21 protein-coding genes and 1 pseudogene are annotated in these 21,462 nt (G+C 61.9%); 10 read left to right on the top strand and 12 right to left on the bottom strand.

Features of this window, described 5'->3' with window-relative positions:
* The first annotated feature begins 4 nt into the window (after positions 1-4).
* The 6 genes and pseudogenes from EJ072_RS24915 to EJ072_RS24890 all read left to right on the top strand — a co-directional run bounded on the left by EJ072_RS24915 (position 5) and on the right by EJ072_RS24890 (position 8,498).
* Positions 5-762: pseudogene (locus tag EJ072_RS24915) on the top strand (metallophosphoesterase family protein).
* Positions 763-821: 59 nt separating this feature from the next.
* Complete coding sequence (locus EJ072_RS24910; protein WP_126081734.1) at positions 822-1,613, top strand: SH3 domain-containing protein; 792 nt, start codon at positions 822-824, stop codon at positions 1,611-1,613.
* 234 nt (positions 1,614-1,847) lie between these two features.
* Positions 1,848-5,351: a carbamoyl-phosphate synthase large subunit gene (carB, locus tag EJ072_RS24905; RefSeq protein WP_126081733.1), complete on the top strand. Its 3,504-nt coding sequence runs from the start codon at positions 1,848-1,850 to the stop codon at positions 5,349-5,351.
* 503 nt (positions 5,352-5,854) lie between these two features.
* Positions 5,855-6,271, top strand: coding sequence for a hypothetical protein (locus tag EJ072_RS24900; RefSeq protein WP_126081732.1), 417 nt, complete (start codon positions 5,855-5,857; stop codon positions 6,269-6,271).
* Positions 6,271-7,704 (top strand): NACHT domain-containing protein, encoded by a 1,434-nt coding sequence (locus EJ072_RS24895; RefSeq protein ID WP_126081731.1) that lies wholly within the window; start codon positions 6,271-6,273, stop codon positions 7,702-7,704. Before EJ072_RS24900 ends, EJ072_RS24895 begins: the two co-directional genes overlap by 1 nt.
* Positions 7,705-7,712: 8 nt before the next feature.
* Entirely contained in the window at positions 7,713-8,498 is a 786-nt protein-coding gene (locus tag EJ072_RS24890) for a hypothetical protein (RefSeq protein WP_126081730.1), read from the top strand.
* 139 nt (positions 8,499-8,637) lie between these two features.
* Here EJ072_RS24890 and EJ072_RS24885 read toward each other — a convergent pair whose 3' ends face one another.
* Both EJ072_RS24885 and EJ072_RS24880 read right to left on the bottom strand, forming a co-directional pair.
* Entirely contained in the window at positions 8,638-9,030 is a 393-nt protein-coding gene (locus EJ072_RS24885) for a RidA family protein (RefSeq protein ID WP_126081729.1), read from the bottom strand.
* Positions 9,031-9,438: 408 nt separating this feature from the next.
* Positions 9,439-9,999 carry a DUF4142 domain-containing protein gene (locus tag EJ072_RS24880; RefSeq protein ID WP_126081728.1) on the bottom strand — a complete coding sequence of 187 codons (561 nt, stop codon included), beginning with the start codon at positions 9,997-9,999 and terminating at the stop codon, positions 9,439-9,441.
* Positions 10,000-10,156: 157 nt separating this feature from the next.
* On the opposite strand from EJ072_RS24880, the gene EJ072_RS24875 reads away from it, so the two are divergent.
* Complete coding sequence (locus EJ072_RS24875; RefSeq protein ID WP_126081727.1) at positions 10,157-10,495, top strand: hypothetical protein; 339 nt, start codon at positions 10,157-10,159, stop codon at positions 10,493-10,495.
* A 1-nt stretch (position 10,496) separates the two neighbouring features.
* Here EJ072_RS24875 and EJ072_RS24870 read toward each other — a convergent pair whose 3' ends face one another.
* From EJ072_RS24870 to EJ072_RS24850, 5 genes are all read right to left on the bottom strand, one after another.
* Positions 10,497-11,315 (bottom strand): carbohydrate ABC transporter permease, encoded by an 819-nt coding sequence (locus EJ072_RS24870; RefSeq protein ID WP_189343371.1) that lies wholly within the window; start codon positions 11,313-11,315, stop codon positions 10,497-10,499.
* Positions 11,316-11,322: 7 nt separating this feature from the next.
* The gene (locus tag EJ072_RS24865; protein WP_126083741.1) at positions 11,323-12,195 is read right to left on the bottom strand and encodes a sugar ABC transporter permease; all 873 of its coding nucleotides are present in this window, start codon (positions 12,193-12,195) and stop codon (positions 11,323-11,325) included.
* 65 nt (positions 12,196-12,260) lie between these two features.
* Entirely contained in the window at positions 12,261-13,523 is a 1,263-nt protein-coding gene (locus EJ072_RS24860; protein ID WP_126081725.1) for an ABC transporter substrate-binding protein, read from the bottom strand.
* Positions 13,524-13,897: 374 nt separating this feature from the next.
* Positions 13,898-14,395 carry an N-acetyltransferase gene (locus tag EJ072_RS24855; protein WP_126081724.1) on the bottom strand — a complete coding sequence of 166 codons (498 nt, stop codon included), beginning with the start codon at positions 14,393-14,395 and terminating at the stop codon, positions 13,898-13,900.
* A 34-nt stretch (positions 14,396-14,429) separates the two neighbouring features.
* Complete coding sequence (locus EJ072_RS24850) at positions 14,430-15,446, bottom strand: lytic transglycosylase domain-containing protein (RefSeq protein WP_126081723.1); 1,017 nt, start codon at positions 15,444-15,446, stop codon at positions 14,430-14,432.
* A 165-nt stretch (positions 15,447-15,611) separates the two neighbouring features.
* Between EJ072_RS24850 and EJ072_RS24845 the strand changes: the two genes are divergently transcribed.
* Positions 15,612-16,181 (top strand): methylated-DNA--[protein]-cysteine S-methyltransferase, encoded by a 570-nt coding sequence (locus EJ072_RS24845; RefSeq protein ID WP_126081722.1) that lies wholly within the window; start codon positions 15,612-15,614, stop codon positions 16,179-16,181.
* A 28-nt stretch (positions 16,182-16,209) separates the two neighbouring features.
* Here EJ072_RS24845 and EJ072_RS24840 read toward each other — a convergent pair whose 3' ends face one another.
* Complete coding sequence (locus tag EJ072_RS24840) at positions 16,210-16,539, bottom strand: hypothetical protein (RefSeq protein ID WP_126081721.1); 330 nt, start codon at positions 16,537-16,539, stop codon at positions 16,210-16,212.
* A gap of 279 nt (positions 16,540-16,818) precedes the next feature.
* Here EJ072_RS24840 and EJ072_RS24835 point away from each other — a divergent pair, with 279 nt between their 5' ends.
* Positions 16,819-17,031, top strand: a complete 213-nt coding sequence (locus EJ072_RS24835; RefSeq protein WP_027168154.1) for a cold-shock protein — start codon at positions 16,819-16,821, stop codon at positions 17,029-17,031.
* Between the two features lie 198 nt (positions 17,032-17,229).
* Here the strand turns inward: EJ072_RS24835 and EJ072_RS36125 are convergent, their stop codons facing one another.
* The 4 genes from EJ072_RS36125 to EJ072_RS24820 form a co-directional block, all read right to left on the bottom strand.
* Positions 17,230-17,406, bottom strand: a complete 177-nt coding sequence (locus EJ072_RS36125; protein ID WP_189342122.1) for a hypothetical protein — start codon at positions 17,404-17,406, stop codon at positions 17,230-17,232.
* A gap of 73 nt (positions 17,407-17,479) precedes the next feature.
* Positions 17,480-18,091 carry a glutathione S-transferase family protein gene (locus tag EJ072_RS24830; RefSeq protein WP_126081720.1) on the bottom strand — a complete coding sequence of 204 codons (612 nt, stop codon included), beginning with the start codon at positions 18,089-18,091 and terminating at the stop codon, positions 17,480-17,482.
* Positions 18,092-18,231: 140 nt separating this feature from the next.
* Entirely contained in the window at positions 18,232-19,092 is an 861-nt protein-coding gene (locus EJ072_RS24825) for an EAL domain-containing protein (RefSeq protein ID WP_126081719.1), read from the bottom strand.
* Complete coding sequence (locus tag EJ072_RS24820; RefSeq protein ID WP_126081718.1) at positions 19,089-19,979, bottom strand: EAL domain-containing protein; 891 nt, start codon at positions 19,977-19,979, stop codon at positions 19,089-19,091. Before EJ072_RS24820 ends, EJ072_RS24825 begins: the two co-directional genes overlap by 4 nt.
* A gap of 218 nt (positions 19,980-20,197) precedes the next feature.
* On the opposite strand from EJ072_RS24820, the gene EJ072_RS24815 reads away from it, so the two are divergent.
* Positions 20,198-21,400, top strand: coding sequence for a pyridoxal phosphate-dependent aminotransferase (locus tag EJ072_RS24815; protein WP_126081717.1), 1,203 nt, complete (start codon positions 20,198-20,200; stop codon positions 21,398-21,400).
* The last annotated feature ends 62 nt before the right edge of the window (positions 21,401-21,462 follow it).

Below are 21,462 nucleotides of genomic sequence, written 5' to 3'. Positions count from 1 at the left end.
CCGCATGCGCATCGCTGTTATCGCTGACATCATGGCAACCTCCTGGCATTGGATGCCGTGCTCGACGATCTGGACCGGCGCGGCGGCGCCGACATCATCGTCGATCTCGGCGACTGCGTCTCCGGCCCGCTCTGGCCGCGCGAGACGATGGAACGGTTGCAGGCGCTGAACCTGCCAACGGTACGCGGCAACCACGACCGCCGCGTCGCGCAGGACACGGCCGACGAAACCATGTGGCCCTCCGATCGCTATGCCCAGGAACGGCTGACTCCGGCGCAGCGCCAGGCGCTACTGGCCTTGCCGCTGACATTGGAGATCGCGCCCGGTGTCACCGCCTTCCACGCCCGGCCGGACCATGACGAGAAATATCTCGCCGACGCCATTGTCGATGGCCAGCTGGTGCGCGCCCCGCTGGCCGCGATCAGGCGCCGGCTGAACCCGCTCGATCCGGCCTGTCGCCTGGTGCTGTGTGGCCACAGCCACCGCAACGAGCTGATCCAAATTCCCGGCGGTCCGGTCATCTTCAATCCCGGCAGCGTCGGCTGCCCGGCCTATGACGACGACACGCCGCCGGCGCATGTCTCGGAGCAAGGCTCACCGCACGCCCGCTATGGTATCGTCGAGCTCGGCAAGGACGGCAGTCCCAGCCGCTTCGAGAGCATCGCCGTCGACTACGACCATGAAGCCGCCGCAAAGCAGGCCGAACAAGCGGGAAGGCCGGAATGGGCGCATGCGCTGCGGACCGGTTTTATGAAGGATTGAGCGCAGCTCGTATCCAGGATTGAGCGCCACGATTGAAGTGCATTGCTTATGGCCGAGGGATGAAGCGCAAAGTCACGCTCCGATCGTCGCTGCTGATCGCCGCTCCTTTGTGCCTGGCCGCTCTCCCGGCCTTGGCTCAGGATGCGCCAGGCACAATCATCTCGATCATCGGTGGTCTCGCGCCGGACGATCTGCTCAATATTCGCGCTACCGCTTCGTCAGGCGGAAAGATCGAAGCGCGCCTGCCCAACGGCTCGGCCGTCAAGAATTACGGCTGCAAGACCGTCAACAATTATCCTTGGTGCAAAGTCGAGGACACGCAGGACGCCCACATAACCGGCTGGGCGCCCGCACGCTATCTCAGCCCCAACAACCCGGCGTCTCCCCCTGAAGACGCCGCCGCGCCGGCCGCCGCTTCTGCCGCGCCTCAATCGCGTCCCGACGAGCCGCAGCCCGACATAGCGGCGCGCTTGGGCGGAGGCGAGCCGGCCGACCCGCCTTCCGCCGCCGAGATCGGCAGGACCGCCATGCAGGACGCCTATGGTCTTGCCTTCGCGGCAGCGACGAACGCCCCGTCCGAAGCCCCCAACGCCGGCATCCCCTGCGCTCGCCATGTCGGCCAACCGATGACCCGTTGCGAGATAGAAGTGGCGCGCACAGGCGGCGACAGCACCGTGGCGGTGACCTGGCCGGACGGCGGCACGCGCGTCATCAATTTCCATGACGGCAAGCCCGCCGGCTCCGACTCGCCGGACGAATTCCGCTTTACCCGCGAGGGCAACCTCAACATGATCCGCATCGGCCCATCCGAACGCTTCGAGATCACGGACCAGCTGGCAGCAGGGGAGTAAGGCAGTACGGCAATAAGGCAGTAGGGGAAGAAAGCACCTACTGCCCTACTGCCCTACTGCCCTACTGCCCTACTGCCCTACTGCCCTACTGCCCTTCATTTTCGGGGTTACATCCCGCAAAACTCTTCCCTATAAGGCCCTCCTAGCCTGATACCAGAATCGCAAGCACAACCGGCCGGGTCCTCCCCCGCCCGGTTTTTCGTGCAAGCCGCTCGCCGAACGGATTTTTCGACTATGCCAAGACGCACCGACATCAAGTCGATCCTGATCATCGGGGCCGGCCCCATCGTCATCGGCCAGGCCTGCGAGTTCGACTATTCCGGCACCCAGGCCTGCAAGGCGCTGAAGGAAGAGGGCTTCCGCGTCATCCTAGTCAACTCCAATCCGGCCACCATCATGACCGATCCGGAGCTGGCCGACGCCACCTATATCGAGCCGATCACGCCCGAGGTGGTGGCCAAGATCATCGCCAAGGAGCGCCCGGACGCGCTGCTGCCGACCATGGGCGGCCAGACGGCGCTCAACACGGCGCTCTCGCTACGCCGCATGGGCGTGCTGGAGCGCTATCAAGTAGAGATGATCGGCGCCGACGCCCATGCCATCGACAAGGCCGAGGACCGCGCGCTGTTCCGCCAGGCAATGAGCAAGATCGGGCTGGAGACGCCGCGCTCGATGCTGGCCAACGCCACCGACGTCAAGAACGCCGACCGCAAGACCCATGAGGCCGAGCGCGCGGCGCTCAAGGCAGAGAACCCGGAAAATCTCGACGCCGCGCTCGACGCGCTGGAAACCCGCTGGAACCTCGGCGAAGGCGACCGCAAGCAGCGCTATATCAGCCATGCCATGGCGATCGCCGCCCAGGCGCTCGACCATGTCGGCCTGCCGGCGATCATCCGGCCCTCCTTCACCATGGGCGGCACCGGCGGCGGCATCGCCTACAACCGCGCCGAATTCTACGACATCGTCCAGTCCGGCCTCGACGCCTCGCCCACCACCGAGGTGCTGATCGAGGAAAGCGTGCTCGGCTGGAAGGAGTATGAGATGGAGGTCGTCCGCGACAAGGCGGACAATTGCATCATTGTCTGCTCGATCGAGAACCTCGATCCGATGGGCGTGCACACCGGCGACTCGATCACCGTCGCCCCTGCCCTGACGCTCACGGACAAAGAATATCAGATGATGCGCAACGCCTCGATCGCGGTGCTGCGCGAGATCGGCGTCGAGACCGGCGGCTCGAACGTACAGTTCGCCGTCAACCCGGCCGACGGCCGCCTTGTCGTCATCGAGATGAACCCGCGCGTCTCGCGCTCCTCGGCCCTGGCCTCGAAGGCCACGGGCTTCCCGATCGCCAAGGTCGCCGCGAAACTCGCCGTCGGCTACACGCTGGACGAGTTGGAGAACGACATCACCGGCGGCGCGACGCCGGCCTCCTTCGAGCCGACCATCGACTACGTGGTCACCAAGATCCCGCGCTTTGCCTTCGAGAAATTCCCTGGCGCCGAGCCCGTGCTGACCACCGCCATGAAGTCGGTGGGCGAAGTGATGGCCATCGGCCGCACCTTCCAGGAATCGCTGCATAAGGCCTTGCGTGGATTGGAAACCGGCCTGACCGGATTGGACGAGATCGAGATTCCCGGCCTCGGCCATGGCAGCGCGCCCGCCAGCCACACCGACGACCGCAACGCGATCCGCGCCGCGCTCGGCACGCCGACGCCGGACCGGCTGCGCATGGTGGCGCAGGCGATCCGCATGGGCACCTCGCTTGAAGACGTGCACGCCATGTGCAAGATCGACCCGTGGTTCCTCGAGCAGATCGCCGGCATCATCGCCATGGAGGAACGCATCCGCGAACATGGCCTGCCGCAGGACGCCGTCAACCTGCGCATGCTGAAGGCGATGGGCTTTTCCGACGCCCGCCTCGCCTCGCTGACCAGGACCGATGCTGAAGTCGTCCAGAAGAACCGCGAAAAGCTCGACGTTCATCCGGTCTACAAGCGCATCGACACCTGCGCCGCCGAGTTCGCTTCGCCGACCGCCTACATGTATTCGACCTATGAAGTGCCTTTCGTCGGCGAACCCGCCAACGAGGCGCGCGTGTCAGCGCGGAAAAAAGTCGTCATCCTCGGCGGCGGCCCGAACCGCATCGGCCAGGGCATCGAGTTCGACTATTGCTGCTGCCATGCCGCCTTCGCGCTGCGCGACGCCGGCTATGAAGCGATCATGGTCAACTGCAACCCGGAGACGGTCTCGACCGACTACGACACCTCCGACCGCCTCTATTTCGATCCGCTGACGGCGGAGGACGTGCTGGAGATCCTGCGCGCCGAGCAGGCCTCGGGCGAGCTGGTCGGCGTCATCGTCCAGTTCGGCGGCCAGACGCCGTTGAAGCTGGCTGACGCGCTGGAGAAGGCCGGCATCCCGATCCTCGGCACCTCGCCCGACATGATCGACCTGGCGGAAGACCGCGACCGCTTCCAGAAGCTCTTGCACAAGCTCAACCTCACCCAGCCGAAGAACGGCATCGCCTATTCGGTCGAGCAGGCCCGCCTCGTCGCCGGCGAGCTAGGCTTCCCGCTGGTGGTGCGCCCGTCCTATGTGCTCGGCGGCCGCGCCATGCAGATCATCCATGACGAAAGCACGCTGCAGACCTACCTGCTCGACACCGTGCCCGGCCTTGTGCCGGAGGACATCAAGCAGAAATATCCCAACGACAAGACCGGCCAGATCAACACGCTGCTGGGCAAGAACCCGCTTCTGTTCGACACCTATCTCTCGGGCGCCATCGAGGTCGATGTCGACTGCCTCTGCGACGGCAAGGAGACCTTCGTCTCGGGCATCCTGGAGCATATCGAGGAGGCCGGCATCCATTCGGGAGATAGCGCCTGCTCGCTGCCGACGCATTCACTGCACCCGGACCTCGTCGACGAGCTGGAGCGCCAGACGGCAGCGCTCGCCCGCGCGCTCAACGTCGGCGGCCTGATGAATGTGCAATACGCCATCCAGGACGGCACGGTCTATGTGCTGGAGGTCAACCCGCGCGCCTCGCGCACCGTGCCCTTCGTCGCCAAGACCATCGGAAGACCTATCGCGAAAATTGCTGCCCGCATCATGGCCGGCGAGACGCTGGAAAACGCCTTCGCCCATTACGGCGCCATGCCCGACCCACGCAATCCCGGCCACATCGCGGTCAAGGAAGCCGTCTTCCCCTTCGCCCGCTTCCCCGGTGTCGACATCCTGCTCGGACCCGAAATGCGCTCGACCGGCGAGGTCATGGGCCTCGACCGCGACTTTGCGCTGGCCTTCGCCAAGAGCCAGCTCGGCGCCAATGTCGACCTGCCCCGCTCCGGCACGCTGTTCGTCTCGGTCCGCGACGAGGACAAGAAAGGCATCCTGCCGGCGGTCAAGCGTTTGGCGGAACAGGGCTTCAAGGTGCTCGCCACCTCCGGCACCGCACGCTTCCTCGCCGAGAACGGCGTGGTTGCCGAAAAGATCAACAAGGTGCTCGAAGGCCGTCCCCACATCGAGGACGCCATCCGCAACCGCCAGGTCCAGATCGTCTTCAACACCACGGACGGCCAGAAGGCGGTGTCGGACTCGAAGTCGCTGCGTCGCGCGACGCTGATGCAGAAGGTGCCCTATTACACGACGCTGTCGGGCGCCGCGGCGGTGGCGGAGGCGATCGCGGCGCTAAGGGCCGGGAACTTGGAGGTGCGGCCGTTGCAGGAGTATTTTGGCTAGGCCCAAGGCTTCTCCACACTGCGAACCAACCTACCATCGGAACGAACCGCGCTGGACTCACCTTAACGGTGACTGCCATCGTCTACATTGTTTCCGGCTGCTACAAAGCTCTTAGCTGCCTATTGAACGAGGCGCTCCCACCTTGCCTTCCGTCGGCGTTGTGACAGGATGCGAGGGCGTACGGCTAATAGATTCCCGTTGCCCAAGGTGGATAATTTCTCGGTTTTTGGCTGCATTGCACCTAGGATCAATAAGCATTCAAAATGACCCAAACGTCTGTTGTAGCATTCGTTGATTGGACTGCCCAGATTCATATTGCCGGCGGGACCGGTATTCGCAATCCTCGCACACGCGCCACCGTGACTCTCGAGAACGTTTCAAAGATAATATCATCTACTCTGAAAAAATTATCAGCAAACACCAACGTTAGATTTCGGGTAACTCTTCGGTTATATCATGGGTGGCACCGCGGACTAAACCCGACGGAAAATAGAATAGCAGTTATGGATGTAGTTAACGACCCTGATTTTGTCTTTTCGGTAAACTCTAAAGATATTCACATTGAAAACCAAATTGGATACGGGGAAACCCTTCTAAATTCGCTTCCGCATCGATTTGTGCAGCAGTCGGGGAAGTCAATGCCGAAAATAAATCTTCCAGACACGTTCAGAAGACCTCTAAACGATAATATCCCCAGAGAAAAAATGGTGGATACATCACTTGCCTGCGATATACTAACTCACGCTCGATCCGATTCCAGAGATTGGCGTTTAGTGCTGGCGGAAGATGATGATCTCGTCCCGGCACTATTTGTAGCAGAAGCATGGTCAAAAAGTCGCGGAGGCAGGACGGTGCTCGTAAGACGTCGAAAGAATAACAATTACCTTTCCTTGGACGGCCTCTTGCAGGAGATCGACTAATGGTAAATAACATAGATATCATAAAGGACGAGCTTGCAGTTTTTGCGGACATTGGCACTGGCACGCCACATCATCAGGAAGAAGAAACAGGAACAATATTTCGTTTCGTTCGACTGGGGCATGAAGTTACAGTCAAATTCCTAAAGAGCGGAAAGATAGAGTACAACAAGGAAGGACTTTCTGCCGAGACATTTATTAACTATAAATCTCTATTATCGTCAACCGACTTTGCAAATTTGAAACTTTGGGCCACGTCCCAGTCAATAGCTCTCCAGGACTTGATCAAGGAGAAGAATATAATTGAAACAGTCGGCAGACTAAGCTCGAAAGCTCGGAATATAGACGCCAAGATTGGGGCAATCGAGAAGTTTCTGGTTGAAGAAAGAGCGCCGGGTCAGTCTGTTCGCGTTTTATTAATTGACGGCCCGGCGGGTATTGGGAAGACTCATTTCGTCGAACAGATAGCATCCCTTCGAGCCAGAGACTTTGTAAAAACGCAACGCCCCTTGATACTGCATGTCAAAAGCAGGGGTAGGATATTGACCTTTATTCAAGATCTGATGGCTTTCAGCCTTCAGTCTTTAAGGCTCCAGGTAACATACGATCAGATTCCGATTCTTGTCAGGCATGGGCTGGTTCAACTTGCTATCGATGGTTTCGACGAACTGGGCGATCCCAATGGTTACGAAACCGCATGGGGACAGGTTCGAGAGCTCGTCGAAGATATCGAGGGCGAGGGAACCATAATTCTAGCGGGCAGAGAAACGTTTATCGGAAGGGAACGACTACTCAAGGCCGTCCCTAGACTTGACGAAGAACACCACGAAGTCGGCGTGTTCAGCATCCTGCCCACCACACCCAATGCAGCGAAAAGCTGGCTAAAGAATAAAGTGCCTGATGCGCGGGTCGATGAAGCCAGTGAGCTAGGCCTCTTTGACGAGGGCTCTTATGCGCTGCGACCGTTCTTCCTCTCCCAAATCGCCGAGTTGTTATCTAAGGACATCGATCTTGAGTCAGCGCCGCCTTTGGTCTCTCTTACCAAGCTTATGATCGAGCGCGAAGCAACTAAATTTCCCAATGCCCTCATTGAGCTCATGGAACTAAGTGGTCTGCGCAGGTTCGTACTCGACGTTTTAACCGAAATTGCACGCGACATGGCGGAAAACCAAGTCGATTCAATTGATGATGATACGCTATTTTGGATCGCCGAAACTGCTGCGGGAGACGACTTCGATGCAGATTCGCTTCGGTTAATAAAAAATAGGATACAGGCCATAGCTTTTCTGGAAAATGACGAACGGCGGGGGCGCCGCAGATTCGCTCATTCCGAATTTTTTAACTACTTCCTAAGCCATTCGGCAATTTCCGCAATATCACAAAATGAGACGCCAAAGTTTATCCGCAGAAACATTTTGGTCCAGATTTTCTCATAACTTTCGGTTTGTTTTCTCTGTCGGCTGATAACAACGAGCTAAAAAGTTTCGCAAAGATTGCTGCCGCCATGATATCTGTACCGTCAGAATTGGATCGATCTGATCGAAATATCGCCGCGTTGCTACTGACCTGTTTGCCATTTGCAGGCTCTGTCGGCATCACCGATATAGAAAATATACATGTCGATGATAGCGTCATCAGGGGTGTGTCGGATTTTTGTAGAATATCAAATTCCTCCTTTAATCAGATCGACCTACGCGAGTGCGACATTTCAAACGTGACGTTTGAGAATGTGGAAGTAGCTACAGTGATCGCCAATGAAATAACCCGGTTGTCGCCAACTTTTCCTGATCCAGGAATGATACAACTGGAGGTGGAAGGGCGGCAAGAGCTTTTGGCCGGAGCAGAGGCCACTCAGTGGATAAACGCACATGGTCGAGCTAGAGATAATGAGAGTTCGGAAACTCTAGTTTCGGAAGGACTAAGAGAACATGAATTATACCGACTTCTTCAGAAGTCATGCCGAGTTATGCTGAGGCAACATTGGATAAGAAGTGACGGTGACGACTATCTAATTAAGATAGTAAAAAGTGAATTCTGGCAGACCTTAGTTGATATCCTTAGGAAGAACGATCTACTTGCCGAACGGCACGGAAAACCTGCATCAGGCCCTCCGTCAATTTTCTATCACATTCCGCATGCGCGAGAAATATTACAAGAGGACCGATCGAACGAACTGGTAACGTCCCTCTTTGCTGACCTGGAGGAAAAGGTAGCCGAATTGCGCAATTGATAAACGCGTTTCCGCACGACTCGCTCTAGACCCGACCCGTTTGACATAACGCTGGGTGCCGGTCTCGTTGGCGAAATGCAGCTGCCTGTCTATAAAGCGAAGGCGCCGTGGATCAGCGTCTTTTCGAAGAGAGAGGCCCTCACGCCACCGCCACGCACTCAATCTCGATGTCGAATTCCATCGGCCACGAAGCCACCGGCACGAAACTCCGCGCCGGTGGGTTGGTGGCAAAATACCTCGCGTAGACCCGGTTGATGGCGTTGTAGAAGCCGGAATTGACGGCGTAGATGCGCACCATCACCACCTTGTTCAGCGAGGTGCCGGCCGCTTCCAGGCAGTGTTTGAGCGCCTTCAGCGACGCCTCAGCCTGGGTCTCGATGTCGCCGCGCACCATCTCGCCGGTCACCATGTCGACCGGCGGCGTCGCCGAGATGAACACGAAGCCGTTGGCCCGCACCGCCGTCGAGCACGGCAGGCCGAGCGCGCGCACCTTCGCCGACATCACCGGCACTTCGATGACTTCCTTGTCCATGGTGGTCCTCCCTGATTTGCGAGGGAGCTTATCGCGGCGGCGAGGGAACGCCAGCCTTGCCTTCCCCCCTTGTGGGCGGGCGGTTCGGCATTTGCCGGTGGAAAGTGCGCAGCGTAGCGTTCCTTCGCCCCCCTCTCTGTCCTGCCGGACATCTCCCCCTCAAGGGGGAGATTGGCAGCTTCGGCGCCTCGCCCTTCCTGCAACGTTGGAGATTGGCGAAAGCCGGCGTGACGGCTGATCTCCCCCCTTGAGGGGGTTGAGGAGCGGTCCGCGCAGCGGACGGAAAGCCAATTGCTTGGCTTTCCGAGCGACGAAAGCCCTGAGCGACAGCGAAGGGCCGGACAGTCCGGCAGGACAGAGAGGGGGGCCTCGCACCGGCGCTGGCCGATTGGCTCCACCCAAAGCCCCTCACTGATGTGCGACCGCCAGGTCCTTCACGTGCTTCTCGTGCATCTTCAGCACCGGCAGCGTCTTCTTGGCGAATTCCTTCAGCGCCGGGTCGTCGCCGGAATTGGCGTAGGTGGAAAACAGCGCCACGGCATCCTTATGCGCGTCGGTCTGCATCTTGATGTATTTGGCGTCGAAATCCTTGCCGCTCGCGCCCTTCAACTCGTCGAGCATCTGCTGCTCCTTCGGCTGCAGCGCCGGGCCGGAGGGCTTGATCGACGCGGTGGTCTGGCCCTGGCTGAGCGCGGCCTTGAAGTCCTCGCCGGCCTTGGTGTGGTCCTTGATCATATCGGCGGCGAAAGCCTTGACGTCGGCCGACGCCGACTTCTCCTCAGCCAGCCTGCTCGACTCGATCTCGAATATGTTGGCATTCGGCACGGTCGTGACGAAGGTCTGGGTGTCGACCTTGTTGTCGGTCACCATGGGTCCCACGGCATCCGTATTGGTGTCGTTCGATTGGGCGAACGCGGCGGGCGCGCCGGCAAGAAGCGCGACGGCGACCAGGGGCAGCAGCGTTTTCATCTCAAAACTCCGATCCGAACAGCCCCTCTGCCTTCTCCAACGCGGCATGGGCGCCAGGGTTGCTTGAAAGGCCGCCTCGAAAAGACACGGCGGAACCAGCCCCGCTTTGCCGCATTGCTTCGCGTCAGCTAAAACCACGCGGGAACGGGGAGCAAAAATGACCGACAGCGACGAGATCGACCTGCGCTGCCCGCAGGTCGTTGCCGACAACGCCGCCAAGGGCCTCAGGCTGCGCCAGCAGTTCGGCCGCGGCGGCACCGAGATCGGCGTCGCGCGAGCCACCGAGCTCAAGAGCCGCAGGAACCTGTCGCCCTCGACCATCAGGCGCATGGTCAGCTATTTCGCCCGCCACGAGGTCGACAAGAAGGGCAGGAACTACGGCAATGAGGACAATCCCTCCGCCGGCTATATCGCCTGGCTTCTGTGGGGCGGCGACGAAGGGTGCGCCTGGGCGCTGGAGATGAAGAAGAAGGTCGGTAACGCGCCCGACATCTGAACTAGCCCTTTACCCCGCCGGCGGTGAGCCCGGAGACGATCCTGCGCTGGAAGGTCAGCACCAGCGCCACCAGCGGCACGGTGACGATCACCGAGGCGGCCATGATGTTGCCCCAGGGGATCTCGAACTGCGAGTTGCCCGACAGCAGCGCGATCGCCACCGGCACGGTGCGCTGCGTGTTGGTGGAGGTGAAGGTCAGCGCGAACAGGAACTCGTTCCAGGCGCTGATGAAGGCGAGCAGCCCGGTGGTGGCGAGCGCCGGCCACATCAGCGGCAGGAAGATGCGCGTCAGGATGGTCCACGGTCCGGCGCCGTCGAGGATCGCCGCTTCCTCGATCTCGACCGGCAGGTCGCGCACAAAGGTGGTGAGCACCCAGACGGTGAACGGCAGCGTGAAGATCATGTAGGACAGGATGAGCGCCAGGAGCGAATTGTAGAGATGCAGCGCCCGGATGATCTCGAACAATCCGGCCAATGCCGCGACCTGCGGAAACATCGAGACCGACAAGATGGCGAGCATCAGCGCCGAGCGCCCGCGGAAACGGATGCGCGCCAGCGCATAGGCCGCGGTGACGCCGAGGAGCAGCGAGATCGCGACGACCGCGCCCGAGACGATCAGCGAATTGACGAGATTGCGCAGGAAGGGCCCTTCGGTCAGCACGTTGCGGTAGTTGGCAAGGCTGAACGATTGCGGCCAGAGGCTCGCCTGGAACAGTTCGGTCCCCGATTTCAGGCTGGTGACGATGGCGTAGTAGAACGGAAACACCGCGACGAAGACGATCGCGAGAAGCAGAAGATAGAAGGCGGCGCGCTTCAGCATTTTCACCTCAGCGCCCTCCCTCGAAAGTCAGCCGCCCTATCCGGATATAGGCGATGGTGAGCAGGCCGATGATGAGGAAAAGCAGCGTCGAGGCGGCCGAGCCATAAGCGAACTTGTCGAACTCGAACAGGTTCTCGCGCGCGAAGATCGACATCGACTTGGTCTGCACGTTGTTGGGCGTCAGCACATAGATCAGGTCGAAGATTCGCAGCGCATCGAGGGCGCGAAAAATCACCGCCACCATCACCGCCGGGCGGATCAGCGGCAGCGTCACGCGCCAGAAGATCTGCCATGGGCTGGCGCCGTCGAGCTTCGCCACTTCGAGGATCTCGCGCGGCAGCATCTGCAGCGCCGCCAGGATGAGCAGCGCCATGAACGGCGTCGACTTCCAGATATCGACGATCAGCACCGCGACCATCGCGGTGTCGGCGCTCGCTGTCCAGGCGATCTTGCTATCGATCAGGCCGAGATTGAGCAGAACGACATTGATGATGCCGAACTGGTCGTTGAGCATCCACTGCCACATCTTGGCCGAGACGATGGTCGGGATCGCCCAGGGGACGAGGATCGCCGCCCGCACGATGCCGCGTCCCGGGAAGTCTGCGTTGAGCGCCAGCGCCACGACCATGCCGAGCACCGTCTCGCAGGCCACCGAGATAATTGCAAAGCGCACCGTGTTCCACACCGCCCGCCACCAGACCGGATCGACCAGCAGCCCGTCATAGAGCACCCGGCCGCTCGGCAGGGTGAGCACCGAGAAATAATTGTCGAAGCCCACCCATTGCCGCGCGTCGAGATCGGCGAGCGAAGCATCGGTGAAGCTGTAATAGACCGTGCGCAGGAACGGCCAGCCAGCGACGACGGCGAGCACGAAAAGCATCGGCGCCAGGAAGAGCCAGGCCGTGCGAACGCGCCGGCGCGCCAGCGGCGATGGCCCGGCCGCGCTCACCAGCCCTTGCCCTTCAGCCTGGTCAGCCGCGCTTCGAGATCGGCGAGATTGTCGGCGGCAGTGCCGTTCCCGGAGATCGTGTTGTGCACCGCGGTCCAGAACTGGCTGGACGCCTCGTTGTATTTGATCCTGACGGTTGCCGAGGGCCTGGGCTGCGCGTTGAGGAATATCTCTTTCCAGCGCGGCACGATCGGCTGCTGCCTGGCAATGTCGGGGTCGTCATAGAGCGCCGCGATGGTCGGCAGGTTGGCCGTCTTGAGCGTCCGGTATTTCTGCATCTCGGGCGAGGCGATGAACTTGACCAGGTCGATCGCGGCATTTGGATGTTTCGAATATTTGGAGACGGCAAGGTTCCAGCCGCCCAATGTCGCGACCGGATGCCCGCCTTCGCCGGCCGGCAGCGGCGCCACGTCGAACTTGCCCCTGATCGGCGAATTCTCGCTGTTGCCGAGCGCATAGGCATAGGGCCAATTGCGCATGAAAACCGCATTGCCGATCTGCCAGACGCCGCGCGCTTCCTCCTCCTGATAGCCGAGCGCGCCCGGCGGCGCGATCGTGCCGATCCAGCCCTTGGCCCTGTCGAGCGCCGCGGCTGCCTTTGGATTGTTGATGGAGATTTCGCCGTCCGGCTCGATGATGCCGCCACCGCCATTCGACATCATCCATTCGAGCGCGTTGCAGGTCAGCCCCTCATAGGCATTGCCCTGGAAGACGTATCCCCAGATGTCCTTGTTGCCGGCCGCCCGCTCCCTGTCCATGACGAGCTTCGCGGTGTCCTGCAATTGCTGCCAGGTGGTCGGCACCTTGGCGCCATATTTGTCGAGCAGATCCTTGCGGTAATAGAGCGCCGGCGCGTCGGTGAAGATCGGCAGCGCGACCAGCCTGCCGTTGACCGTCTGCGATTGGATGATGGAGGGAAAATGCGCGCCCGCCAAGTCCCTCGTCGCTTCCGTCAGGTCGACCAGTTGGCTGGCCAGCTGCGGTGCCCAGATGACGTCGGTCTGGTAGACGTCGATATCGCTGCTGCCGGCGGCAAGCCACAGCCGGTACTGGCCGAACTGGTCGGTGGTCGAAGGCGGGATGACGACGATGTCGACCTTGTTGCCGCTCTTTTTCTCATAGAGGTCGAGGATCTCGCGCAGCACCTTGATGCCGTTGCCGGTGTCGCCCGACACGATCGACAGTTCCACGGCTCGCGCCTGGACAGCGCCCAGCAGTATGCCGGCGGCCAACGCCAGGTACGCGCAAACAAATTTCACGGGATTGCGGGCCTCCCTCAGCGGCCGACGGTGCCCTCTCGGCGTCGCGGCTCATCCAGGCCCCTGCGATGAATGCACAATGCCGCTTAGGGTTCCATGCGCTCATGCGCCGGTTCGGGCTGAGAGGTCGGGTGAAGCCGTCTCGGTCGGCTCGACCGCGTCGGCGTCCTGCTTTCCTTCACCCGCTTTCACGAAAGCGGACGGGCTCCGAAACCCCCGCCCCGGAGCCCGTCTGGGAGTGGCTGACGCATGCCGGCACAGCCGCCTCCGACGCCTTGCCCGCGTCGATCCGCCGATCGGCCGCCCGGCACGACGACGCATTAGCATGCCCTAACGTCAGCCTATGTGAAGGAGTTCACAATGCCGGGACGCCATTAACCTTCCCAGTCGACCGGGATCATGCCGAGCCGCTCGTAGAGCCTGAAGGCCGCGGTGTTCTTCACACTGTTGGTCTTGAGATCGACATGCGTCGCCCCGCGCTCGCGAAAAATCAGGAACACGTGCCGCATAAGCGCGTCGCCGATGCCCTGCCTTCTGGACTCCGGATGGACGGCGAGGTCCTTGACGAAACCGGATGTCCAGCAGAGCGCCGCGCCCGCAAGCAGGCCCTTGCCGTCGATGACCAGGAAACAGAGAGCGGGATCGAACTCGGCGTTGCCGGCAATGCGCGGCCACCAGTCGTCGAACGGCCCGTCGGCGCCGTCGTCGAACACCTCTTCCAGCAGCGCGTGGAGCGCGTGCGCGTCCCGGTGCTCGAACGCGCGCATAACGAAGCCCTCCGGCCAATGCGGCGCGGCGAGCGTGTCATCGAGGACCTTGCGCAGGCGGATGTCGTTGGGCGCCGGTGGACGAGGCGTCGTGTTCTCATGCATGGCGCTGTCTCGAGACGCCGCGCGGACCGTCCGCTCAGGCGTCGGGCGGCAGGCGATGCCGCTTGCGGTCGACGCCAAGTCCCGTCGCCTCGAGCAGGCCCCTGCGCTTGGCGTCGTAATAATAGCCGCTCTGGTAGAGCGTGTCGGCGCGCTTGGCGTTGCCGCCCGAGACCAGCCAGGCGCCACGCAGATATTTCACGGCATATTTGAGATTGGTCTCGGCGTCGAACAGGCCGGTCGCCGGGCCGTCATAGCCCATGCCGCGCGCCGTCGCGTGCTTGATCTGCATCAGTCCCCAATGGCCGTGATTATAGGCTTTCGGGTTGAAGGTGCTCTCGCGGTTGACGACATGGCGCACCAGCTCGACCGGCACTTCATAGAGCGCCGAATATTTCTCGATCAGCCGCTCGATCTCGCCGCGCGGGCCGCTGGCGTGCTGTTCGGGCTGGCCAGGCGCCGCCAGCAGAGCGGGGTTGTCCGGCGCCACGTAAGCAACCTGCTGGACACCGGGCATCGGGGCGATTTTTGCCGACTGGCCGGTGACCGGCATGGCGACGCCCGCGGTCGTATAGACCGCCGCCTGCTTGATGGATCCCGCCTGTTTGATGGATCCTGGGCCGGTCGGCGAGCCGCCGGCCGTCAGCACAGGCGGCGGCGGAAACTGGCCGGCCATCGGCGTTGCTCCGGCGAAGGCCGCGGGCTGCGCCAGCGCCGCGCCGGGCTGGACAGGCGGCGGCAAAAGCGCGCCCTGCGTCGCCAGCGCGCTTTGCGTCGCAAGCGCGCCAGGCGTCGCCGGCGCGCCGGGCATCGTCGACATGGCGAGGGCATCTCCGGTAAGCGCGGCGGTCTGCACCTGCGCGAGGCCGGAAGGCTCCGGCAGCACGGCCACTGTTTCAGGCAGCGCGACCGTCGGCGTGTCGTCGGCCACGACAGGCGTCGAGGCTTCCGCAAGCGCGGGCGCGGCCTTCATTTGCGAGGTCGAGGTGCAACCGCTCAGACCAGCAGCGGCAACGAGCACGCCGATCGCGGTGATTATGACTTTTGCTGGCAAGCCGTGAGGGTCCGGTTTGTCTGTTATTAAGGAGTCCTTACACCAGCGATTCACACCCGGCAATCGGGGCCACCAGGCGGTTTTCGGGTGGCGGGAACAGGGCGGAAATGCCATATTGTTCTGGATATGTACTCGTTTTTCGCTGTTTTGCCGAAGGAAAACGCCATGAAACCCACATCTGAGATCACGGCCGGCCACGCAGTGTTAGAAACAGTGATCGGCTTCATGGGCATCGCCTGGAATGAGAAGGGCCTGATCCGGCTCTGCCTGCCCGAACGCAGCCGCGGGGCGGTCGAGCGCCGGCTGTTTCGTCACGCCGGTGTTTCGAAATCGACCGACCAGCCGCAATGGGTGGTCGAGCTGATCGCCTCGATCCAGGCCTATGCGGCCGGTGAGGACGTCGATTTCTCCGACGTGCCGGTCGATCTCGACGGCGTCGATGACTTTCGCCTCGCCATCTACGATGCCGCGCGCAAGCTCGGCTTCGGCGAGACCACCACCTATGGCGAGTTGGCCAGGCGCGCCGGCCATGCCGGGCTCGCCCGCGAGACGGGTGCTGCGCTCGGCGCCAACCCGGTGCCGCTGGTCATCCCCTGCCACCGCATCCTGGCGGCCGGCGGCAAGATTGGCGGCTTCTCCGCGCCGGGCGGCTCGGCCACCAAGGAAAGGATGCTGGCCATGGAAGGCGTTCGCGTCGGCCCGCCGCCCGTCGCGCAGGCCTCGTTCGAGTTCTGAGGGGCGCTACCCGGCCCTTCACCCGCTGTCAGTCGTTGTGCAGGAACCGGCGACGGAAACGCCGATCGAAGTCCGGCCGCTTGCAGACATAGACCATGCAGGACCTGGTGTCGGCGCTCGGAACATAGGCGCGCGACCTCACCTCGCCCGCGTTGCAGAAGCGCTCGTCGCGCACGTAGCGATCATAGAGCGGAAGCCCCGGCACCCGCGTCGACTGATAGCGCAGGATGACGGCGCCCTGTCTGGCGATCGTCGCCTGCACCCGGTCGCAGCTCATGCGCGTCGGATCATAGCGCGACACCGCCTGCGCCTCGGCGGCCAGCAGCAGCAGGCAGGCCGCAAGCAGAATGGTTTTCATGGTTCTCCTCCAGGAACGGCGAGCATTTCATCTCTCCACAACGTGTGACCGGTGTCAAAACTTCCGTGCGCCGCTTCCAAACGCCTGAGGCTGCACGCCGGCAGCGCGCAAGCGAACGTCTTGTTTTCTTGCAAAAACTATCCTATATCCGGTGCATTGAATTTGGCCGATCGATCGGGCCGCGATCTTCGCGTTTGCTGACGTCTATCTCCAAAGTTTCGATACCGCCGGCCGGACGTTGGTCCGGTCAAACAAAAGCAAATGTGAAGGACTTTCTATATGGCAACTGGTACGGTCAAGTGGTTCAACGCCACCAAGGGCTACGGCTTCATCCAGCCTGACAATGGCGGCGCGGACGTTTTCGTCCACATCTCCGCTGTCGAGCGCGCTGGCATGACGAGCCTGGCTGAAGGCCAGAAAATCAACTTCGAGATCGAGCAGGACCGCCGCACCGGCAAGTCCGCAGCTGGGTCTCTGAGCAAGGCAGCCTGATTTGGCTTAAGCATTTTGCCGCGAGGCTTAACCGCCGAGCGCCGCGAAATGCGAGTAAGTAAGGCGCGCGCCGGACGAAGGTTCGGGGCGCGCGGCAAGTCACGGATGTACTGACGGTCGCGCGATAAGCGCGCCGGAGCGGAAAGACCGACAAGCTGGAACAGCAGATAGCTGCCAGCCCGGACCGGACGTTCCCGATCAGGCTACCGGCACAGGAAGGCGGGCAATGCCCGCCTTTTTTGTTGTCTGGATTTTGGAGCAGCTTTCTTCTCCCCGTTCACGGGGAGAAGTGCCCGGCAGGGCGATGAGGGGCAGCGCCGACATTTCAGAACTGCCCATTTTGACCAGCTTAGAAAAGATGGCGCCGCCCCTCATCTGGCTGCCGCCATCTTCTCCCCGTGAACGGGGAGAAGGACGCTGTCACTCACGCTTTCGCCAATCGCCGGCTTCAGTGGGGCAGCCACTCGATCGGCACATGCCCCTTGTCCGCCTCGACCCGTTTCAGCCAGGCGGCGACGGCCGGATAGGCCTCGATCTGGAACCCGCCCTTCTCGGCGGTGTGGGTATAGGCGTAGAGCGCGATATCGGCGACGCTATAGGCATTGCCGGCGAAGAATGCGTTCTGCTCAAGATGCTGGTTCATGACGCCCAGCGCCTTGTTGCCGCGCTCCAGCGTTAGCGCCAGCCGCTCCGGCGTGGCGTCCTTCGCCCGTTCCGGAAAGGTCAAAAGCGCCTTGCGCACCGCGATATAGGGCTCATGGCTGTATTGTTCGAAGAACAGCCATTGGTAAGCCAGCGCGCGTTCGTATTTGTCCGCCGGCAGGAAGCGCGTTCCCTCGGCGAGATAAAGCAGGATGGCGTTGCTCTCGGCGATGCGCCTGCCGTCGTCGAGTTCCAGCATCGGCACCATCGCGTTCGGATTCTTGGCAACGTAGTCGGGCTTGCGCGTCTCGCCGGTATGCGAGCTCACCTCGACCCGGGTAAAGGGGATGCCGAGCTTTGCCATCAACAGCCGCGGCTTGTAGCAATTGCCGCTGTCGGCCATGTCGTAAAGGATCATGCCTCGTGCCCTCTCGAATCTCCTGGAACGCTCTAACGCGCGCGGCCAGGTCGCATCCAGTGATTTGTTTTTGCGAAAAACCATCAGCGACGCTGATAGGTTTTCTTTGGCATCAGCGTTGCTGGTGGGTTTTCTTGGCATCAGCGTTGCTGATGCAGGGGCACAACCTTGTTGCCGGCGTCGAGCAGGGCATCGACGGAAAGCGGCTCTTCCTTGAAGATCGTACCTGCGAGCGCCGGGCGGGCGAGATGGAAACCCTGCAGCAGGTCGGCGCCGCCCTCGAGCGCGACGCGCAGGTGCTGGGCATTCTCGATGCCCTCGACCAGCACTTTTGCGCCCCGCTCCTGCAACATGCCCACCAAGGGCCGGAAGAAGCGCTCGGCGGCGGCGTGGCGGCAGAGCGCGCCGAACCAGGCGCCGTCGATCTTGACGATGTCGGGCGCAAGCAGCTTGATGCGCGCCTCGGTGGAATGCCCGGTGCCGAAATCGTCAATGGCGATACGGATGCCGTCGCGCCGCATTTCACGCACCAGGCTGGCAAGAACGTGATCGTCCGCCGCCTGTTCGGTGATCTCGCAAACCAGCAGGGCCGGCTCCAGCTCGAAATCGCCGAGATGCCTGGTCATCAGCCGGATTTCGGCCAGCGCCCGCCCGAGATGATCGTTGATCATCGGATTGTAGTTGAAGAACAGCGTGAGTCCCTCGAGGCCGATGTTGCGGTAATTGCCGAGATGCAGCATCCGGCACATCGTTTCGACGAACAGCCGGTCGGATGCGGGAACGCCGCCGAAGAAGATCGACGGAGCCACCGGCTCGGCGATGCGGCGCGGCTCGATCAGCCCCTCGACGGCGACCGCCCTGAGCATCCTGTCCTCCGGCGCGAAGATCGGCTGATAGGCGCTCCACAGCCGGAAATCGCCGTAAATGCCGAACTGAAGGCCGATCTCGTCGGCGAAGATCGCCTTGGCGACGTTGCGCCGCCTCTCCTGGCTTTCGTTCATGGCGCGACCTTGCGCCCGAATACCCTTGCCGGCCGCGACCGCTTCGCCGGAGCCGCAGGGCTTGCGGCAGCCGACACCGTGCTCTGTTCAGCCGGAGGCTGCGCGAAGACGCGAAAGCTGGTGGGAGCAAGTTCGGGCCGGGCAAGCACATAGCCTTGCACCATGGAAGCGCCGGCTTTCTCGGCAAGCTCCAGTTGCCAGCCTTCCTCGAGACCTTCGAAGACGGTGTGGATGCCCTGGGTTTCGAAGCCCCGAACCATCGCCGTCAGCAACGCGAAGCCGGCGCCGGACTCCATCAGATGCGTGATCCATAGGGCATCAAACTTGACGATGTCGGGCTTCAGTTCCTGGATCCGGTGGATGTCGGATTCATCGGCGCCATAGTCGTCCACCGCGATGCGGAAGCCATTGGCCCTCAGCGCCTCGACAAAATCGTAGAGCGCTTCCTGCGAGGCCGACTTCTGCTCGGTAACCTCGCAGACGATGCGGCGCGGATCGATACCGGCCTCGTGCAGCACCAGCCGCATATCGCGCAATGCCTTGTCGGCAATGCCGCGATCGGTGAAGACCGACGGGTCGAAATTGATGAAGATCGACGCCTCCTGCGGCAGGCAGGCGCCGGCGTTCAGAAGATGCAGCGTGCGCGTCAGCGACTCGATATGCAGCCGGTCGGCCGCCGGGCAGGTGCCGAAGAACGCCGCCGGCGACTGCGGCTCGCCGTCGCGGAACGGCCGGATCAGCCCTTCGAAGGCGGCGACTGAAAGCTTGCCCTCCTTGAAGGCGAAGATCGGCTGGAACGCGCTTTGCAGCGTATAGATGCCCCAGACACCGGTCGAGGTGCCGTCGTCATGACGGATGATGTGGGCAAGCCCGATGCTGCGCGACAAGGTTTCTCGCTCCGCGAATTGGCGCAATCCGATCTGCGATCCTGCCAGTCAAGGGTTTACCGGCCGTTGATGAATTTAGCGTTGCTGCGCACGCAGGCTGACTTTGGTCACGCCTCCTTGACCTCTGGCTCATCGCACAATGCTTGCGCTCCGCGCCATCATGCGACATGAGAGGCGCCGCGGCCGCTCCTGGCCGCTTCCCTAGGAGACTTTTTGTCATGGCCTTTCTCGCCGACGCCCTTTCCCGCGTTAAGCCTTCCGCGACCATCGCGGTGACGCAGAAAGCGCGCGAGCTGAAAAATGCCGGCCGTGACGTGATCGGCCTCGGTGCCGGCGAGCCGGACTTCGATACGCCCGACAACATCAAGAACGCGGCGATCGAGGCGATCCGCCGTGGCGAGACCAAATACCCGCCGGTGTCGGGCATCGTGCCGCTGCGCGAGGCAATCGCGAAAAAATTCAAGCGCGAGAACAATCTCGATTACCGGCCGGAGCAGACCATCGTCGGCACCGGCGGCAAGCAGATCCTGTTCAATGCCTTCATGGCGACGCTGAACCCCGGCGACGAGGTCATCATCCCGCGTCCCTACTGGGTGAGCTACCCCGAAATGGTGGCGATCTGCGGCGGCACGTCGGTCTTCGCCGACACCTCGATCGACAACGGCTTCAAGCTCACGGCCGAGGTGCTGGAAAAGGCAATCACGCCGAAGACCAAATGGCTGCTGATGAACTCGCCGTCCAACCCGTCGGGCGCCGCATACACGGAGGCAGAGCTCAGGGCGCTGGCCGATGTCCTGCTCAAGCATCCGCATGTCTGGACGCTGACCGACGACATGTATGAGCATCTGACCTATGGCGACTTCGTCTTCAAGACCATCGCCGAGGTCGAGCCGAATCTTTACGAGCGGACGCTGACGATGAACGGCGTGTCGAAAGCCTATGCCATGACCGGTTGGCGCATCGGCTACGCCGCCGGCCCCGTGCCGCTGATCAAGGCGATGGACATGATCCAGGGCCAGCAGACCTCGGGTGCCTGCACCATCGCGCAATGGGCCTCCGTCGAGGCGCTCAACGGCCCGCAGGATTTCATCGCGAAGAACAAGGCGATCTTCCAGGGCCGCCGCGACCTCGTCGTCTCGATGCTCAACCAGGCGCGCGGCATCTCCTGCCCCTCGCCCGAAGGCGCCTTCTACGTCTATCCGTCTTGCGCTGAGCTGATCGGCAAGAAGACGAAGTCGGGCAAGGTGATCGACACCGACGAAGCCTTCTGCTCGGAACTGCTCGACGCCGAAGGTGTGGCGGTGGTGTTCGGCTCGGCCTTCGGCCTCGGTCCGAATTTCCGCATCTCCTACGCGACCTCGGAAACCTTGCTGGAGGAAGCCTGCACGCGCATCCAGCGCTTCACCGCGTCGCTGACCTAAACGGCCGAGAAGCTCCGAACGCGAAGAACCCGGCGTCACGCCGGGTTTTTTGTCAGAGGCTT

Source organism: Mesorhizobium sp. M2A.F.Ca.ET.046.03.2.1, assembly GCF_003952425.1.
GTDB lineage: Bacteria > Pseudomonadota > Alphaproteobacteria > Rhizobiales > Rhizobiaceae > Mesorhizobium.
Note: the sequence above shows the minus strand (reverse complement) of the source record. Positions and strands in the feature narration are given on the sequence as shown.

Excerpts from the sequence above, each read along its gene's own strand:
- EJ072_RS24910 (WP_126081734.1), top strand. The coding sequence starts at position 822 with ATGAAGCGCAAAGTCACGCTCCGATCGTCGCTGCTGATCGCCGCTCCT.
- carB (WP_126081733.1), top strand. The coding sequence starts at position 1,848 with ATGCCAAGACGCACCGACATCAAGTCGATCCTGATCATCGGGGCCGGC.
- EJ072_RS24900 (WP_126081732.1), top strand. The coding sequence starts at position 5,855 with ATGGATGTAGTTAACGACCCTGATTTTGTCTTTTCGGTAAACTCTAAA.
- EJ072_RS24895 (WP_126081731.1), top strand. The coding sequence starts at position 6,271 with ATGGTAAATAACATAGATATCATAAAGGACGAGCTTGCAGTTTTTGCG.
- EJ072_RS24885 (WP_126081729.1), bottom strand. The coding sequence starts at position 9,030 with ATGGACAAGGAAGTCATCGAAGTGCCGGTGATGTCGGCGAAGGTGCGC.
- EJ072_RS24880 (WP_126081728.1), bottom strand. The coding sequence starts at position 9,999 with ATGAAAACGCTGCTGCCCCTGGTCGCCGTCGCGCTTCTTGCCGGCGCG.
- EJ072_RS24875 (WP_126081727.1), top strand. The coding sequence starts at position 10,157 with ATGACCGACAGCGACGAGATCGACCTGCGCTGCCCGCAGGTCGTTGCC.
- EJ072_RS24870 (WP_189343371.1), bottom strand. The coding sequence starts at position 11,315 with ATGCTGAAGCGCGCCGCCTTCTATCTTCTGCTTCTCGCGATCGTCTTC.
- EJ072_RS24865 (WP_126083741.1), bottom strand. The coding sequence starts at position 12,195 with ATGCTTTTCGTGCTCGCCGTCGTCGCTGGCTGGCCGTTCCTGCGCACG.
- EJ072_RS24855 (WP_126081724.1), bottom strand. The coding sequence starts at position 14,395 with ATGCATGAGAACACGACGCCTCGTCCACCGGCGCCCAACGACATCCGC.
- EJ072_RS24845 (WP_126081722.1), top strand. The coding sequence starts at position 15,612 with ATGAAACCCACATCTGAGATCACGGCCGGCCACGCAGTGTTAGAAACA.
- EJ072_RS24840 (WP_126081721.1), bottom strand. The coding sequence starts at position 16,539 with ATGAAAACCATTCTGCTTGCGGCCTGCCTGCTGCTGCTGGCCGCCGAG.
- EJ072_RS24835 (WP_027168154.1), top strand. The coding sequence starts at position 16,819 with ATGGCAACTGGTACGGTCAAGTGGTTCAACGCCACCAAGGGCTACGGC.
- EJ072_RS36125 (WP_189342122.1), bottom strand. The coding sequence starts at position 17,406 with ATGAGGGGCGGCGCCATCTTTTCTAAGCTGGTCAAAATGGGCAGTTCT.
- EJ072_RS24830 (WP_126081720.1), bottom strand. The coding sequence starts at position 18,091 with ATGATCCTTTACGACATGGCCGACAGCGGCAATTGCTACAAGCCGCGG.
- EJ072_RS24825 (WP_126081719.1), bottom strand. The coding sequence starts at position 19,092 with ATGAACGAAAGCCAGGAGAGGCGGCGCAACGTCGCCAAGGCGATCTTC.
- EJ072_RS24815 (WP_126081717.1), top strand. The coding sequence starts at position 20,198 with ATGGCCTTTCTCGCCGACGCCCTTTCCCGCGTTAAGCCTTCCGCGACC.